This is a genomic window from Pseudolactococcus raffinolactis NBRC 100932 (genome assembly GCF_001591765.1).
GTDB lineage: Bacteria > Bacillota > Bacilli > Lactobacillales > Streptococcaceae > Pseudolactococcus > Pseudolactococcus raffinolactis.
On the sequence record NZ_BCVN01000025.1, the window covers coordinates 13329 to 28783 of the forward strand.

Here is a 15455-nt window from a genome sequence, read left to right on the forward strand (position 1 = left end):
TGCTAAAATAGACCTATGGAAATGATCACATCAAAAGACAATACACGCGTCAAGAACGCAAAGAAACTTTATAAAAAGAAAAATCGTACCAACTCTTATTTGATTGAGGGACAGCACCTGTATGAAGAAGCCTTGAAATCTGGTGCGGATTTCAAGCAGATTTTTGTAACGGAAAAGTTCGCAGATACACCAGATGCAACGCTTATATCAGATGACGTCATGAAATTCTTATCAGACGCTGAAACACCGCAAGGGATTATCGCAGAAGTTATTTTAGAGGCAGCAACACTAAAACCCGAGCAGCTGAACAAACTCCTGATTTTGGAAAACGTCCAGGATCCAGGCAATGTCGGCACCATGATTAGAACGGCTGATGCCGCTGGATTTGACGGTGTGATTTTGACAGCAGGTAGCGCCGACATCTACACGCCAAAAGTCCTACGCACCATGCAAGGCTCACACCTTCATCTACCGGTTTTTCAGGAAAATGACGCGCAGGCTTTATACCAACGATTAAAAACTCAAGGAACCACAGTGATTGCAACCACCTTATCAGAAACATCGGTAGACTATCGAACAGTTAGTCAACCTGAAAAGTTTGCCCTCATCATGGGAAATGAAGGGGCGGGCATCACACCAGAAACATCAGTTACCGCTGATATTTTAGCACATATTAATATGCCAGGTCAGGCAGAGTCTTTAAATGTTGCTGTTGCTGCAGGTATAATGATTTTCTCCTTGACAGACTAGCATTTTCCTGATATACTTGTAAAGTTGAGTTATGCAGCCGCGAGGTAGGGCATCGTCAACATTTCCAGTGTTACAAAGTAACCAAAGCTGTGAGGCGAACTGGAAATGCACGAACCGGAAACTTGCAAAACATGCTCTTCAAATAAAATTTTTGAAGGAGACATTCACATGTCACGTTACACAGGTCCATCATGGAAACAATCACGTCGTCTCGGCGTATCACTTACAGGCACTGGTAAAGAAATCGCACGTCGTAACTACGTACCAGGTCAACACGGTCCAAACAACCGCTCAAAACTTTCTGAGTACGGTTTGCAATTGGCTGAAAAACAAAAACTCCGTTTCACTTACGGCGTTTCTGAACGTCAATTCCGTAACTTGTTTGTTCAAGCGACTAAAGCAAAAGAAGGCACACTTGGTTTCAACTTCATGGTACTTCTTGAACGTCGTCTTGACAACGTTGTTTACCGTCTTGGTTTAGCAACTACACGTCGTCAAGCACGCCAATTCGTTAACCACGGTCATATCTTGGTTAACGGTTCACGTGTTGACATCCCATCATACCGCGTAAACGTTGGTGATGTGATCTCAGTTCGCGAAAAATCAATCAAAGTACCAGCAATCCTTGAAGCAGTTGAAGGAACACTTGGACGCCCAAGCTTCATCACATTCGACGCTGACAAACTTGAAGGTACATTCGCACGTTTACCAGAACGCGACGAAATCAACCCAGAAATCAACGAATCACTCGTCGTTGAATACTATAACAAACAAATGTAATTTTAAAAGCTCTAAACCCTTTGTTTATAAGGTTTGGAGCTTTTTTAATTTGTTTGTCTGCGAGGATTTGAGAAACCCAATCCGAGTAGACAAATATCAAAGAACAGTCAATACGGCTGTTTTTTTTAATACCCTTAAAATAGCCATCAATCCAAAACGTGATATATTTTTTAATTAAAATCATCATACCGCTTTTATAAATAAATTAATTATGTTAAAATATAGGTGTATTATGATAACGCTTTCTTTTTAAATGATAAAAATACACATACTATCTATTAAAGTTTTAAGGATGAATGCTTGACAAGAAAGGTAGAATCGCGTATGCTCAGACAGACAGACAGCGGTAGTATGTCTTAATTTAGCGTACCCTTTTATAGATGACAGTTAATCACAGTTCCTTGGCTGGGCAGACTTTTAGTTTGCCCTAGACAAGGAACTGTTTTTGAATGAGAAAATGTTAATAATAGGAGGGGAAACATTGTGAAAACAACAGTTAAAAAACTAAGCACACTAATCTTGTCGCTCGGGACACTCTTTATCCTGAGTTTTCCAAGTATCGCACACGCCGCAGACACGGGAGGTTCGGACCATTTTGAACTAACAGTTGCCGAAAATAAAGATAGCAAGTCAGGCGCTGAAATCGCAGACTTGACCATTAAAAACATCAGTGGGAAAACTGGGACAAACGTGACTTTCGAAGCTGATTTACACACGATTTTTCATGATAAGGACATGAAAAAAGTTACTTTTAAAGTGGATACCTTAAAAGCTGGTGAATCTAAAACTTATCAAATTAGTCGGAAATCGGACGGAATAGTAGCCCTACCGACAACGGGTAATAACCTACCGAAAACAGGGGATGTGACCACTCCCTTGTTCATCATCGCTGGGCTTATCTTATTAGTTAGCATTGTAATGATTGGTTTCAAACGCTTCCAAAATGCTAAATACCTCCTTGCTCTTTTGCTGTTACTAGTAGGGTTAGGTGGTGCGGCAACGGTTAATGCAGCAGGAAAATCTTACCGCCATCGTGACGAAATTAGAAATCATGCGGTTGAACTAGCAGGTACGACACATGTTTTCCACTTAGCAGGTGAAGGTGATTTTGAAGGCGATGGTGATAACACTGGAGATAATGGGGGTTCAGGAGTAACAAAGAACTTCACGATTACCTACTACATCAACGGCGATAAAGTCACAAACTTATCCCTAGTATATAGCTATGTTGCGGGTGACCAAGCAACTGATTTAAAAACGTCAACATATGAGGCTGAAGATTTCTCAGGTTGGTATGACAATGAAGTGTGTACAGGCAAAGTCATCACAAGTCTTGCGAAAGATGCGACAGGCGATAAAGTGTTCTATGGGAAAATAACACCCAAAACGTATCAAGTCACATTCGACAGCACTGGTGGCGAAGCGGTATCTTCAGCAACAGTCAATCATGGGCAAACAGTTTCAGAACCCTCTCAACCAGAGAACCCATCATTAGATGATGCTATACCCAATGACTCATCAGTGCCACATGATTTTGCTTTTAAAGGCTGGTATACAGATGCAAAATTAATAACCGCCTTTGATTTTGCTACACCTATTACCCAAGATACAATACTTTATGCGAAGTGGGGACTTCCCATTACCGAGGCTGGGACAAATAATGCCTTAAATACCTATACAAACAGTACCTTAGGTGATCCAGGCGATACTGTTTGGTTTGCCAATAGCTGGTGGCGAATTCTTAATCCTGAAAAAGGGTTGGTGTTAAAAGAAGCCAGTATTAGTAATACGCCGTTTATCACTAGTCGCAGTACTTTCTTTTCAGCAACGAATACCAATGGCTATGACGATAGTAGAAACTCAACAAATGGTGGTGTCGGTAGTGTGATAGATGACTGGTATGACAATACGATACTAGGGACTGCTAATGAAGCGTTAGTCAAAAAAGTGATTTTAAATAACCCAACATTTGATGCTTTTAAAAACAATATCACTTTAACTACTGGTAGTGATTATTCAGATTGGTACTGGGATGATTATCATCAGGATAATCGCTTTGCGACTGAGTTAGATGACACATCTGGCACGAAACAAGCTTTTGCCTTAAGTGTATCGGATATCCATGTATTGGGGTTAAATACTAACAAATTCAGTTCCACTTTGTTAGGTCAGTTGGGTACTGGGAAGGATAATCGTTTTTGGTTACGGTCAGCTGGTCATAGGTTTGACACAGCCAATGTTTTTGAAGATGGAAGTTTTACTCCTATCATTGATATCAGTAATAGTAGACCAGTTCGACCTGCTTTATTTATTGTGATAAAATAATAGTAACTTACTATTTTATAACCAAAATTTAGCATTATGGTATGTCGTTGAATTCGCATCAGTTTGTTGTAAATGGATGTACCAATTTAAAAACGAGGTAATAGCATGATAATCAAACTAGTGTCTTTCAGTTTAGTTTGTTAATTAAAAATTCAGGGATCTTTCAAACGATTACGGTTCTTTGTCAAATCGTGCAGTAAAATATTTTTTCCCTATAAAAATGTACGAGATAACTCTCGCACATTTTTTGTTTATCTAGATCAAATTAACCAGCAAAATACCCCAAATTTTCTGCTATAATGAAACTATTACACTTCAGGAGTCAGTCATGTTAAAAAGTTACAAGTTTATGGATGGAATGAAAGCCGCTATCCCCGTCAGCCTTGGCTACATCAGCATCGGTGCAGCATTTGGTATCGTGGCCATCGCTCAGGGTTATAGCCTCTGGCAAGTTGCTTGCCTGTCCATTTTGCTCTACGCTGGATCCGGTCAGTTCATCATGATCGCCATGATGGCCGTTCACGCGCCAATCTCAATCATCACCCTAACCATCTTCCTCGTCAATTTCCGCATGTTCCTTCAAAGTCTGACCGCTACACAAATTTTCCCCCATCAGTCCCTCAAATCCGGCATCGCCATGGGCACACTAATGACAGATGAATCCTTCGGGCTCATGGTATTAGAACATGCGACTGGCACACCGATTACAACAGCCTGGATGCAGGGTGTGAACGTGATGAGTTATCTGACTTGGATCGTGTCGACCCTCTTTGGTGCAGCGGTAGGCAACCTTATTCCGAGTCCAGAAAAGTTTGGCATTGACTATGCTTTAGTGGCTATGTTTATCGGCTTATTAGTCTTGACCTTAGACTCCATGGTGAAAACAGAGCCTTTAAGGATTGTCTTGACAGTCTTGGTGAGTTCAGCTGTAATTTATGGTGTAGCAGGAATTGTCACCTCTAGCTATGTGGCTGTCTTAATCGCGACGATTATTGGTGCCTTGATTGGTGCTGTGATGTCAACGCCTAAACAAACGAGAAGGGCAGGGACGATTTGATGTATTTTTATCTTGCTTTACTTTTCAGTGTTATCGTCACCTGGGTACCCAGAATTTTACCTTTCCCGCTGGCTAAGCTGATCCAATTTCCAGATTTCTTTAAACGTTTCTTGAATTATTTATCGCTTTCTATGATGACCAGTTTGATGGTTTCTGAGTTAGTGATCTTGCATAAAAATGCTCTGCCGAGTCTGGATGGACTGAGATGTCTTGCTATGATTCCAGCTATGGTAGTAGGCTATTGGCGGAAATCCCTGATGTTGGCTGTTTTGACTGGTGTGGTGGCTATGGCCCTTTTACGTTTGTTTTTTTAAAGTTGCCTCGTGCAACTTTTTTTGTATAATACGCTATTTTGTTGTGAAAATAAGTCTTAAGTCCCATGAAAGTTTTCTGGAAAAGTCCTATACTTATTATTATCACAAATGTTTTATGGAAAAATAGAAAGGTCATCATCATGACAATCTTGGAACTAAAAAATATCAAGAAATCTTACTATCTGGGAAAAGAAGAATTTCCAGTTTTAAAAGGTTTGAATCTAAGCTTTGACAAAGGGGACTTTGTTTCGATTCTCGGGGAATCTGGGGGCGGGAAATCGACGTTAATGAATATAATTGGTGGCCTTGATCGCAAGTATGAGGGGGAAGTCATTGTCAATGGCACCAAACAAGCAGATAAAAAAGAGAAATCAATGGATGAATATCGCAGAGATACCATTGGCTTTATCTTTCAATCCTTTAACTTGGTCAGCTATCTCAGTGTTTTAGATAATGTCTTAATCTCACTAAAAATGACCAATCTGTCGCACAAGGAACAGATTAAGAAAGCTGAAGACCTGCTCAAACAAGTCGGCTTGCTTGAACATAAAAAGAAAAATCCGAACCAATTATCGGGTGGTCAAAAACAACGTGTTGCCATTGCGCGAGCACTTGCAAACGACCCAGATATCATCATCGCTGATGAACCTACTGGTGCGCTTGACTCACAGAATACGAGTGATGTCCTAGGCATCTTGTCTGATATTGCTAAAAGTGGGAAGACAGTCATCGTCGTGACGCACTCACAGGAAGTGGCTGACTACGGAACACGTATCGTCCATTTGGCTGATGGCCAAGTCACTTCGGATGAACGGATTAAACCACCTTATGAGACTGTCGAGAAAGCGCGGGAATTTAAAACCAAAACACTTTCTTTCGGGGCTAAGGCACGTATCGCTTGGCAGCATTTCCTTAACAACTGGAAGCAAAATCTGATGATCATGATAGGCGTTGCTATCGGTCTCTTTTCAGTCATGTTCTTCCTTGGTTTGGGGAATGGTGCTAAAGGTTATATGAATAAAATGGTCACTGATTTGGCCAACCCTAATGTGCCCATGGTCATGAAGCGTGTGAGCACAGAAGAGCATAAGAAAAATGAAGAAGCCTTTCAGGAAACAACGCGGTTGATGCCACAAAATACGGAAAAAACAGCGATTTCTGATACTTTAATCAGCAAAGTTGAAAAGCTAGATCACGTGAAGAAAATCGAGAAAGCCTTTGACGTGGCACCCGCTAACTTGACAGCTAGTCTTGGGACGACAAAAGAGCCTTTCGCTGAAATCCAAACTTGGACAAGTGTGAACACGGATAGCTCACTTCTAGTGGGTAAAAAACCAAGTGAAGGGGAAGTGGTTGTCCCAGATACTTTTGCTAAAAAATGGGATAAAACGAACTGGAAAAAAATCATCGGCCAAACCCTACATCTTGACTATCAACTCCTCAACAAAGATGGTGCACCAGTGAGCATCACCCAAGATGTGAAAGTATCAGGCATTACCAAAGGAACGCCTGGACAAAGTCCGCTGACCATGAATTTTAAAACGCTGCAAAAAGTTTTTGTAGCTAACAATGTCATCAGCGAGCCTAACTTCATCGTGCCAACGATTGATGATAGTCATAATGTCAAATCTGTCGTAGGCAAAATTCAAAACTTGAAAACCGACGGCAAGAAAGACTTTGTTACCTTCTCGCTCGGTGCTGTTTTGAAACCGATTAACGACATCACATCTATTGTAACCATTGTACTCGCCTTGATCGCAGGAATTTCACTTCTGGTGAGCCTGATGATGATCATCGCGACAACCTACATGTCAGTTGCAGAACGGACTAAGGAAATCGGTATCCTACGTGCTTTAGGTGCAAGAAAAGGGGACATTCGCCTGCTCTTTGTCATCGAGACTGTGATTTTAGGGCTTGCCTCTGCCATCCTTGGGATCATTGTTGCTTTCATGGGAGAAGTTGGGGTCAATTCAGGTGTTAGTGACTTGCTTGATAAATACCATATCATCCAAATTTCAACTGGTGCTGTCATCGGAAGTGTCATCATCGCCATCGTCATCGCCTTGTTTGCAAGCCTTATGCCTGCAGGTAAAGCGGCAAGATTGAACCCGATTGAAGCCTTGTCTAACGACTAAGCTATCTGAAAAAGATTCGAAAGGATCTTTTTTGCTACTGATATTCAAATTGGATGTTTCAAAAACAATCCAATTGGGTGTTGGATTTCTTATTGGACATGATATAATGTTAGCATGACAAGATATAAAGCAAGAATTGCATATGACGGCATGGATTTTGCCGGCTTTCAAATTCAAAATAACGGCCGTACCGTCCAAGAAGAACTTGAGCGCGTTTTGGCAAGATTAAATTCAGGTCAGCCTGTTAAACTTCATGGCTCAGGCCGGACAGATAGTGGGGTACATGCCCTAGCTCAGATCATTCATTTTGATCTACCTCAAGCGCGCGATACTGAAAAATTGCGCTTTGCCTTGGATACTCAAACGCCTGATGATATTGACGTTTTAGAGCTTGAGCAGGTCGCAGATGACTTTCACTCACGCTTCAACCCTCACAGCAAAACCTATCAGTACCGCCTGACCACTTCGCGTGCTAATAACCCCTTAACCCGGCGTTTTAGCTACCATTTTCCGAAAATCGTTGCCTTTGACAACATGGTAGCAGCAGCCCAGTTGTTGGTTGGTACTCATGACTTTACAGGCTTTACAGCCTCTGGCGCTACGGTTGAAGACAAGGTCCGCACGATTACACAGGCAGATGTGGTGAGAAGTGGGACGGATGAAATACTTTTCATTTTTTCTGGTAATGGATTCTTATATAAGCAGGTGAGAAATATGGTCGGAACCTTGGTAAAAATTGGCGCGGGTAAATGGCCAGTGACGCGAGTTTCTGAAATTTTAACCGCACAAAATCGGGATTTAGCAGGACCGACTGCACCCGCACATGGTTTATGTCTCATGGAGGTGCGCTATGACAATGATGACAATGCCTAAGGTATTGGCTATTTCAGGTTCGGATGTTTTATCTGGTGGTGGTTTTCAGGCTGATTTAGCGACCTATTCTCAGTATGGGATTTATGGGTTTGTTGCCGTCACGTCGATTGTGACAGTGGCTGAAAATGCGTCTGGTTTTGATATTTTTCCAGCGGATATAGAAGTTTTTAAACGGCAATTAGACAGTCTAGATGATGTTGCTTTTGATGCCATTAAGATTGGTCTGTTACCTTCATTAGAGATTGCTGATCTAACCCTGCGTTTTATTCAACGCCATCAAGATGTCTCCGTCATTCTCGACCCGGTTCTGGTTTTTAAAGAGAACCTTGATGCTGAGATTTCTCAGATGACGGCCAAGCTGCTTGAGTTTTTGCCTTTCGTGACGGTGATCACGCCGAATCTGAGGGAGGCTGAGATGCTATCTGGGATGACGATCACGACGGTTTCAGGTATGAAAGTGGCTGCTAGGGCTTTGTCTGGTTTGGGAAGTCGGCATACGGTGATTAAGGGTGGCAGTCGTTTAGATAAGCACTTTGCGCGTGATTTATATGATGATGGTGGCCTTTCTCGAGAATTTGTCAAGCCAATCGTTGCGCGCAATAATAATGGTGCTGGCTGTACCTTTGCGTCAGCGATTGCCAGCAATATAGCACGCGGGAAATCGGTGCTAACGGCTGTCGAACAGAGTAAGGATTTTGTCTATCAGGCGATTTTGAACTCAAATGAATATGGGGTATTTCAACATGACATTAACACCTAAAAAAATATCAGTGCTTGCCATGATTACGGCACTTACAGTTGCGATTTCCTTCTTTTTGAAAATTCCTATGCCCTTGACCAAAGGTGTTGTAACGGTACTGGATGCAGGCGTGATTTTCGCAGCCTTGCGATTCGGTAGAGTTGAGGGGGCCATCGTTGGCGGTTTGACTGGTTTACTTTTTGACCTCTTGTCTGGCTATCCTCATTGGGCCATATTTAGTCTGCTCATCCATGGAGGCCAAGGTTATGTCGCAGGAGGTAAGACAAATCGGACTTTGTGGTTGGTGCTGTCAGGTGTGATCATGGTCGCGGGCTATTTCTTGGTTTCTTGGCTATTTTATGGGTTTGGTGCCGCTTTGGCAGACATGCCTGGTAACATCATTCAATCAATTTTTGGTGTCGTGGTCGCTTTGACACTTGATCGTGCCTTGGTAAAGATAAAGTAAGTTGCTGATTATCTCAGATGTTGGGGATAGAGCGCAAGTTAGTAGGTAGAAAAATGGATTTAGAAAAATTACAAACACAAACAGAAATCTTGATAGATGACGTGATCAAGCAAGCTGATCTCAAGAAAGGACAAATTTTTGTTCTGGGCTTATCATCAAGTGAAGTGAATGGTGGTTTGATCGGTCATAATTCGTCAGCTGAAATTGGGCAAGTCATTGTCAAAACAATTTATGACAAACTGACGGCGATCGGTGTGCGTCTAGCAGTGCAAGGCTGTGAGCATCTCAATCGAGCTTTGTTAGTTGAGCGTGATTTAGCAGATCAAAAGGATTTAGAGATTGTCTCAGTTGTGCCCCAGCTCAATGCGGGGGGGAGTGGTCAAGTCGCAGCCTATGCGCTGTTTCAGGATCCAGTCGAAGTTGAATATATCACAGCTCAAGCTGGTCTTGATATTGGCGACACAGCCATTGGCATGCACGTTAAACACGTTCAGATTCCTTTTCGTCCTATTATGCGCGAACTAGGTGGTGCGCACGTGACGGCCCTTAAGAGTCGACCTAAACTGATAGGTGGGCCACGCGCCAGCTATGATGTGGTTGATGCGTTTAGACAAGGCTAGACAGATGGACAGACAAAGATTGTGAGGCAAAACATGACACTAGAAGCAGCTTGTTTAGAGCTAGCGAAATACGCTTTCCACAAAAATCCAACTGGTGGTGACCGCGCTTTTTATAAATTATTAGAGCAGTCGAGCCTGCATACCCATACTGAAAATGGTGACTTGACCAGTATGATCGTTGACACGCATTTTCAGGTGAATTTTCAAGGTCAAACGGTACCCATGTCGGGGATTGGCTATGTTGCTAGCTACCCTGAGTTCCGTGGCAATGGTGCAGCAAGTCAGCTCATGACTGATATTTTAAGAGAGAATTATCAAAACGAAACTTTTTTTTCTTATCTCGCCCCATTTTCATACGGTTTCTACAGTAAATTTGGCTATAGCTATGTTTTCAACCAAAAACACTATGAGATAAATGCGGTTGATTTTCCAGTGGGAGCAAAAACTGATTTAACAGTCAAACGGTTAGCCTATGCGACAGCACAGGTAGATTTGGCTTGTGTACACGCGCAAGCAGTCGGAAACGGTAGCCTTGTTCGCGGTGACTTTGAATGGTCCTATTATTATGACTATAAAAAGCAGCCTCATTTTGCAGTCATCTATGATCAGACCGAGCCTCGTGGTTATGTCATTTATGACTTTGATGGTATGAACTTTGTGATTCAAGAATTGATAACCCTTGATGACCAAGCCAAAAACGCAGCTTATCGCTTTATTGCGAGTCATGCGGGGGCTTTTGATAAGATCATATATACAGCACCATCAGATGTGACGCTAGAGCAAGAGATGCGTGAGCCAGGTCGTGCTAAGATCAGTCTATTGCCATATATGATGGCACGTATTGTGAATCTGAAAGCATTTTTGAAACAATTTCCGATCACTGTATACAAGCAATTCACGATTACTGATGACATATTACCAGAAAATAATCTAACATTTGGTACAGGTCAAGCTGTCACGATGACGATTGGTGAGTTTACCAAGTTTGTCATGCAAGATGTCATCTTACGGGAATATTTTTAACTCGTTTTCATCAAAAACTGATATCACAAATTCAAAAGATAAGGAGTAGTATCTCTCAATGACTGATTTAAAGACAGGATTGACCCAGGCTCAAGTTGTAGCCCATCTTTCAAAAGGTGAGGTCAATGTCACAACTACTTCAGCTAGTAGAACGACCAAAGAAATTATCCTGCACAATACCTTGACCTTGTTCAATTTCTTGAACCTACTCTTATTCTGCATGGTCTTGTTTACAGGATCGCTTAAGAATCTGCTGTTTATTTTATCCGTGGTGTTTAATACAGGTATTGGCATTTATCAGGAAATTAAAGCAAAGAAAACAATTGAAAGCCTTTCTATTTTAAAACAGGCTAAAGTGAGTGTCATCCGTGATGGGGTTGAATCTCAAATTGATAAAGAAGCCTTGGTGCTTGAAGATATTCTTTACTTGAAAAAAGGCATGCAAGTCCCTGTTGATGTCGTCTGTTTAGAAGGCGGTCTTATGGTGGATGAGTCCTTGATCACAGGTGAGTCAGAATTCATCAAAAAGCATGTTGGTGATGAAATTTATTCTGGCAGTCTTGTCATGCAGGGCAATACGAAAGTACAGGTCGTTTCAGTAGGTGATAATACTTACGTCAGCAAATTAACCGTTGAAGCCAAAACATTTGGCATGGCGAAATCACAGATTCAAAAGAATATTGATCGGATTTTAAAATGGATTACGATTATTATTCTACCTGCGACGATTGCTGTTTTTCTTGACCAGTATAATTTCATGGAGATTATCGGGACAAATGCCGTCATTTTAAACGCTGTTGCTGCCATGATTGGCATCATGCCTGAAGGTCTCGTTCTGCTAACTAGCGTGGCACTAGCTGCGGGTGTTTTAAAGCTCTCGACAATGGGAACGCTAACCCAAGAATTGCCAGCTATTGAAACCTTGGCACGCGTGGATACCATTTGTTTGGATAAAACAGGGACCATTACCGAAGGGAAGATGAGTGTCGAAAAGGTCCTTTACTACGGTGAAGATCAGCCAGAGATTGATGACCTCATCGCTTTTATTGTCAGTCGTGATGAAGAACAAAATATGTCGACGATTGCTTTACAGTCTAAATTTCAAGCTCCTAAAAAATCCTATGATGTGATTCATTATTTGCCATTTTCATCAGATTTGAAGTTACAGGCTATGGAGATTGCGGGGCGAGGGACTTATCTTTTAGGGCATTTGATATGATTGTGCCTGAGTTATCAGCAGAAGTTAAAGCTGAGATTGATCAAGCCTTGAAGGCAGGTAATCGGATTATTGGTTTGGCACATAGTCAAGGTCATTTGAAGGATCGGGTTGTGCCTCAAGATGCGGTTTTGCTTGCGCTTATCCTCATCAAAGACGTCGTGAAAGAAGATGCGCGAGATATCATCGCATATTTTAAATCACAAGATGTTGATGTTAAGATCATCTCTGGCGACTATCCTGATACCGTTGCCGCCATCGCCAAGGATGTTGGTGTGACAGGTAAAGCGATTATCTCAGCAGATATCCCAGAAGATATGACTGAATTGCAAAAGGTCGTTAAAGAGACTAGCATTTTTGGGCGCGTGACGCCGCCGCAAAAACGCAATATCATTCAAGCGCTGCAAAACAATGGTCATACGACTTGTATGGTTGGTGATGGGATTAATGATATTTTAGCGCTGAAACAGTCGGACTGTGCTATTGCATTTGCTTCAGGCAGTGAAGCAACAAAAGCAGTTGCCAAATTTGTTTTATTAGAAAATGATTTTTCAACCTTGCCAAATGTTGTGAAAGAAGGCCGAAAAGTCATCAATAATATCAATACGGTCGCAAGTTTACACGTTGTTCGTGTGATTTATTCGACGATTTTGGTTTTTGCTTTCTTTCTCTTTAAAATTTTGTTTCCACTTGATCCTGTTAATTTGACCTTGGTAGGTATCTTAACGATTGGCGTGCCAACTTTCTTGTTCGTTTTTGAGAAAAATGAAGCCAAGGCAAAGGATAATTTCTTTAGAAATATATTTCTAAATGCCTTGCCTTGCGGCGTCATACTTGCTTTGACCATCTTTACTTTGGGGGCCTTGGCTAAAGGAGAGATTATCATTGAGGATGTGGGTGGTAAGATAGAATACTTCCAACATTACGCCCAATCTGAATACCTGGATATGGCAATGAAAACAACGATCACACAAGTGGTAGGCGGTGTTCAACTTTTCTTAATGTTCTTGTTGTGTCGCCCGTTGACGCGCTTTAGAATAGGTGTACTTCTCTTGTCACTTATTACTTTTGTCGCTAGCTATTTTATTCCCCCACTTATGGCACTCTTTGGTCTATTTTCGATAGAGATTTCTTGGCTACCGCTGTGGTATGACTTTTTCTCTCTAATTATTGTGCTCATTGATATCGTTGCGATATTAATCGTTCGGTTTATCCTACTGATAACAGTCTTAAAAGAGAAGCCTAAGATGGTGGAGGTCTGAGTTTCTCTCATTTAATTGCTGATGTGGCAAGTGTCATTTTCTAACACTGGTGAACCGTCAAAATGATCATGCTGGGTCAGGTGTTGGAAATTTGGATTTGACAAGTCCGCAAAAAATTTGCTATAATAATTATCGGGCACCGCTCAGGCGGTCGGACAGATAGCTCCCAATTTTGGGAGCTTTTTATATTTATTTTCCCAGTTGTTCAATTGTTTAGAGGCTAAAATAAGGAGATAATAGGTAAATGACAAAATACATTTTCGTCACAGGTGGTGTGGTTTCAGGTATTGGTAAAGGGATTGTGGCGTCAAGTCTTGGTCGTCTTTTGAAAAATCGTGGCCTTAAAGTCACCATTCAAAAGTTTGATCCTTACATCAATATCGACCCAGGGACAATGAGTCCTTACCAACATGGAGAAGTTTATGTGACAGATGATGGCGCAGAAACTGACCTTGACTTGGGTCACTATGAGCGTTTCATGGATGTGAACCTCAATAAATACTCTAACGTAACGACGGGTAAAATCTACTCAGAAGTTTTGCGTAAAGAGCGTAAAGGCGAATATTTGGGAGCGACGGTTCAGGTTATCCCACATATCACAGATGCCTTGAAAGAAAAAATCAAACGTGCTGCAGCAACGACTGACTCAGATGTCATCATCACTGAAGTCGGCGGAACTGTTGGCGATATCGAGTCATTGCCATTCCTTGAAGCATTGCGTCAGATGAAATCTGATGTGGGTGCGGATAATGTCTTCTACATTCATACAACCTTGTTGCCATATCTAAAAGCATCTGCTGAGATGAAAACGAAACCAACACAACATTCTGTTAAAGAATTACGTGGCTTGGGGATTCAACCCAATATGATCGTCATCCGGACTGAAACGCCAGCTGAGCAAGGCATTAAAAACAAGATTGCCCAGTTTACAGACGTGGCACCAGAAGCCGTGATTGAGTCGCTTGATGTGGAACATTTATACCAAATCCCGCTTAACTTGCAAGCACAAAACATGGATCAAATTGTTTTGGATCATTTGAAACTTGATTTGCCAAAAGCAGATATGACGGAATGGACAGAAATGGTTCATCACGTCATGAACCTTAAAAAATCAACTAAGATTACTTTGGTTGGGAAGTATGTCGAGTTACCAGATGCTTATATTTCAGTCGTTGAAGCCTTGAAACATGCCGGTTACCCTGCGGACACCGACATTGACCTGAAATGGGTTCAGTCAAACGATGTGACCCCTGAAAATGCTGCTGAGCTCTTGGGCGACGCTGACGGGATTATTGTGCCGGGTGGCTTTGGACCCCGTGGTACTGAGGGTAAAATTGCGGCGATTCAGTATGCGCGTGAAAATGATGTACCGATGCTTGGCGTTTGTCTAGGCATGCAGTTGACCTGTGTCGAGTTTGGTCGTAATGTCCTTGGACTTGACGGCGCTAACTCAACTGAGTTGAATCCTGAAACGAAATTCCCAATTATCGACCTCATGCGTGATCAAATCGACGTTGAGGATATGGGTGGTACGCTTCGTTTGGGACTTTACCCAGCGAAATTGAAAGCACACTCAGTGACAGCAGCAGCCTATGACAATCAAGAAGTCATCCAACGCCGTCACCGTCATCGTTATGAATTTAACAACGCCTACCGTGAACAGTTTGAAAAAGCAGGACTCGTCTTCTCAGGCGTGTCACCTGATAACCGTTTGGTAGAAATTGTTGAAATTCCAGAAAATAAATTCTTTGTTGCATGTCAATATCACCCAGAATTGTCAAGCCGTCCAAACAGATCAGAAGGCCTTTACACAGCCTTTGTCAAAGCATCTGTTGAAAACGCTGAAGCGAAATAAAACTTTAAAAATAGGCTATGTATGATTTTAAATGTAAATC

At 41.9% G+C, this 15455-nt stretch carries 14 protein-coding genes; all 14 read left to right on the forward strand.

Annotation, left to right across the window (positions count from 1 at the left end; genetic code table 11):
- Nucleotides 1–15 precede the first annotated feature (15 nt).
- Nucleotides 16–750 (forward strand): TrmH family RNA methyltransferase, encoded by a 735-nt coding sequence (locus tag LRA01S_RS07630; RefSeq protein ID WP_061775041.1) that lies wholly within the window; start codon nt 16–18, stop codon nt 748–750.
- A gap of 168 nt (nt 751–918) precedes the next feature.
- Complete coding sequence (gene rpsD / locus LRA01S_RS07635; RefSeq protein ID WP_061775042.1) at nt 919–1530, forward strand: 30S ribosomal protein S4; 612 nt, start codon at nt 919–921, stop codon at nt 1528–1530.
- Between the two features lie 483 nt (nt 1531–2013).
- A complete protein-coding gene (locus LRA01S_RS07640) occupies nt 2014–3855 on the forward strand; it encodes an InlB B-repeat-containing protein (protein ID WP_061775043.1) in 1842 nt (613 codons plus the stop codon).
- Between the two features lie 328 nt (nt 3856–4183).
- Nucleotides 4184–4912, forward strand: a complete 729-nt coding sequence (locus LRA01S_RS07645; protein WP_061775044.1) for an AzlC family ABC transporter permease — start codon at nt 4184–4186, stop codon at nt 4910–4912.
- Nucleotides 4912–5226, forward strand: coding sequence for an AzlD domain-containing protein (locus LRA01S_RS07650; protein WP_061775045.1), 315 nt, complete (start codon nt 4912–4914; stop codon nt 5224–5226). Before LRA01S_RS07645 ends, LRA01S_RS07650 begins: the two co-directional genes overlap by 1 nt.
- A gap of 140 nt (nt 5227–5366) precedes the next feature.
- Nucleotides 5367–7361, forward strand: a complete 1995-nt coding sequence (locus LRA01S_RS07655; RefSeq protein WP_061775046.1) for an ABC transporter ATP-binding protein/permease — start codon at nt 5367–5369, stop codon at nt 7359–7361.
- A 114-nt stretch (nt 7362–7475) separates the two neighbouring features.
- The gene (gene truA / locus LRA01S_RS07660; protein ID WP_061775047.1) at nt 7476–8234 is read left to right on the forward strand and encodes a tRNA pseudouridine(38-40) synthase TruA; all 759 of its coding nucleotides are present in this window, start codon (nt 7476–7478) and stop codon (nt 8232–8234) included.
- Entirely contained in the window at nt 8221–8994 is a 774-nt protein-coding gene (locus LRA01S_RS07665; protein ID WP_061775054.1) for a bifunctional hydroxymethylpyrimidine kinase/phosphomethylpyrimidine kinase, read from the forward strand. The genes truA and LRA01S_RS07665 overlap by 14 nt, the downstream gene beginning before the upstream one ends.
- Complete coding sequence (locus LRA01S_RS07670; protein WP_061775048.1) at nt 8978–9439, forward strand: ECF transporter S component; 462 nt, start codon at nt 8978–8980, stop codon at nt 9437–9439. The genes LRA01S_RS07665 and LRA01S_RS07670 overlap by 17 nt, the downstream gene beginning before the upstream one ends.
- Nucleotides 9440–9492: 53 nt before the next feature.
- A complete protein-coding gene (locus LRA01S_RS07675; protein ID WP_061775049.1) occupies nt 9493–10059 on the forward strand; it encodes a TIGR01440 family protein in 567 nt (188 codons plus the stop codon).
- 33 nt (nt 10060–10092) lie between these two features.
- Nucleotides 10093–11082, forward strand: coding sequence for a GNAT family N-acetyltransferase (locus LRA01S_RS07680; protein ID WP_061775050.1), 990 nt, complete (start codon nt 10093–10095; stop codon nt 11080–11082).
- Between the two features lie 58 nt (nt 11083–11140).
- Nucleotides 11141–12301 carry an HAD-IC family P-type ATPase gene (locus LRA01S_RS10955; protein ID WP_061775051.1) on the forward strand — a complete coding sequence of 387 codons (1161 nt, stop codon included), beginning with the start codon at nt 11141–11143 and terminating at the stop codon, nt 12299–12301.
- Complete coding sequence (locus LRA01S_RS10960) at nt 12298–13560, forward strand: HAD-IC family P-type ATPase (RefSeq protein WP_061775052.1); 1263 nt, start codon at nt 12298–12300, stop codon at nt 13558–13560. Before LRA01S_RS10955 ends, LRA01S_RS10960 begins: the two co-directional genes overlap by 4 nt.
- 244 nt (nt 13561–13804) lie before the next feature.
- Nucleotides 13805–15415 carry a CTP synthase gene (gene pyrG, locus LRA01S_RS07695; RefSeq protein WP_061775053.1) on the forward strand — a complete coding sequence of 537 codons (1611 nt, stop codon included), beginning with the start codon at nt 13805–13807 and terminating at the stop codon, nt 15413–15415.
- Nucleotides 15416–15455 lie beyond the last annotated feature (40 nt).

Coding starts and splice junctions, on each gene's coding strand:
- pyrG (WP_061775053.1), top strand. CDS start 13,805: ATGACAAAATACATTTTCGTCACAGGTGGTGTGGTTTCAGGTATTGGT.
- LRA01S_RS07670 (WP_061775048.1), top strand. CDS start 8,978: ATGACATTAACACCTAAAAAAATATCAGTGCTTGCCATGATTACGGCA.
- rpsD (WP_061775042.1), top strand. CDS start 919: ATGTCACGTTACACAGGTCCATCATGGAAACAATCACGTCGTCTCGGC.
- LRA01S_RS07630 (WP_061775041.1), top strand. CDS start 16: ATGGAAATGATCACATCAAAAGACAATACACGCGTCAAGAACGCAAAG.
- LRA01S_RS07655 (WP_061775046.1), top strand. CDS start 5,367: ATGACAATCTTGGAACTAAAAAATATCAAGAAATCTTACTATCTGGGA.
- truA (WP_061775047.1), top strand. CDS start 7,476: ATGACAAGATATAAAGCAAGAATTGCATATGACGGCATGGATTTTGCC.
- LRA01S_RS07680 (WP_061775050.1), top strand. CDS start 10,093: ATGACACTAGAAGCAGCTTGTTTAGAGCTAGCGAAATACGCTTTCCAC.
- LRA01S_RS07665 (WP_061775054.1), top strand. CDS start 8,221: ATGACAATGCCTAAGGTATTGGCTATTTCAGGTTCGGATGTTTTATCT.
- LRA01S_RS07645 (WP_061775044.1), top strand. CDS start 4,184: ATGTTAAAAAGTTACAAGTTTATGGATGGAATGAAAGCCGCTATCCCC.
- LRA01S_RS07650 (WP_061775045.1), top strand. CDS start 4,912: ATGTATTTTTATCTTGCTTTACTTTTCAGTGTTATCGTCACCTGGGTA.
- LRA01S_RS10955 (WP_061775051.1), top strand. CDS start 11,141: ATGACTGATTTAAAGACAGGATTGACCCAGGCTCAAGTTGTAGCCCAT.
- LRA01S_RS10960 (WP_061775052.1), top strand. CDS start 12,298: ATGATTGTGCCTGAGTTATCAGCAGAAGTTAAAGCTGAGATTGATCAA.
- LRA01S_RS07675 (WP_061775049.1), top strand. CDS start 9,493: ATGGATTTAGAAAAATTACAAACACAAACAGAAATCTTGATAGATGAC.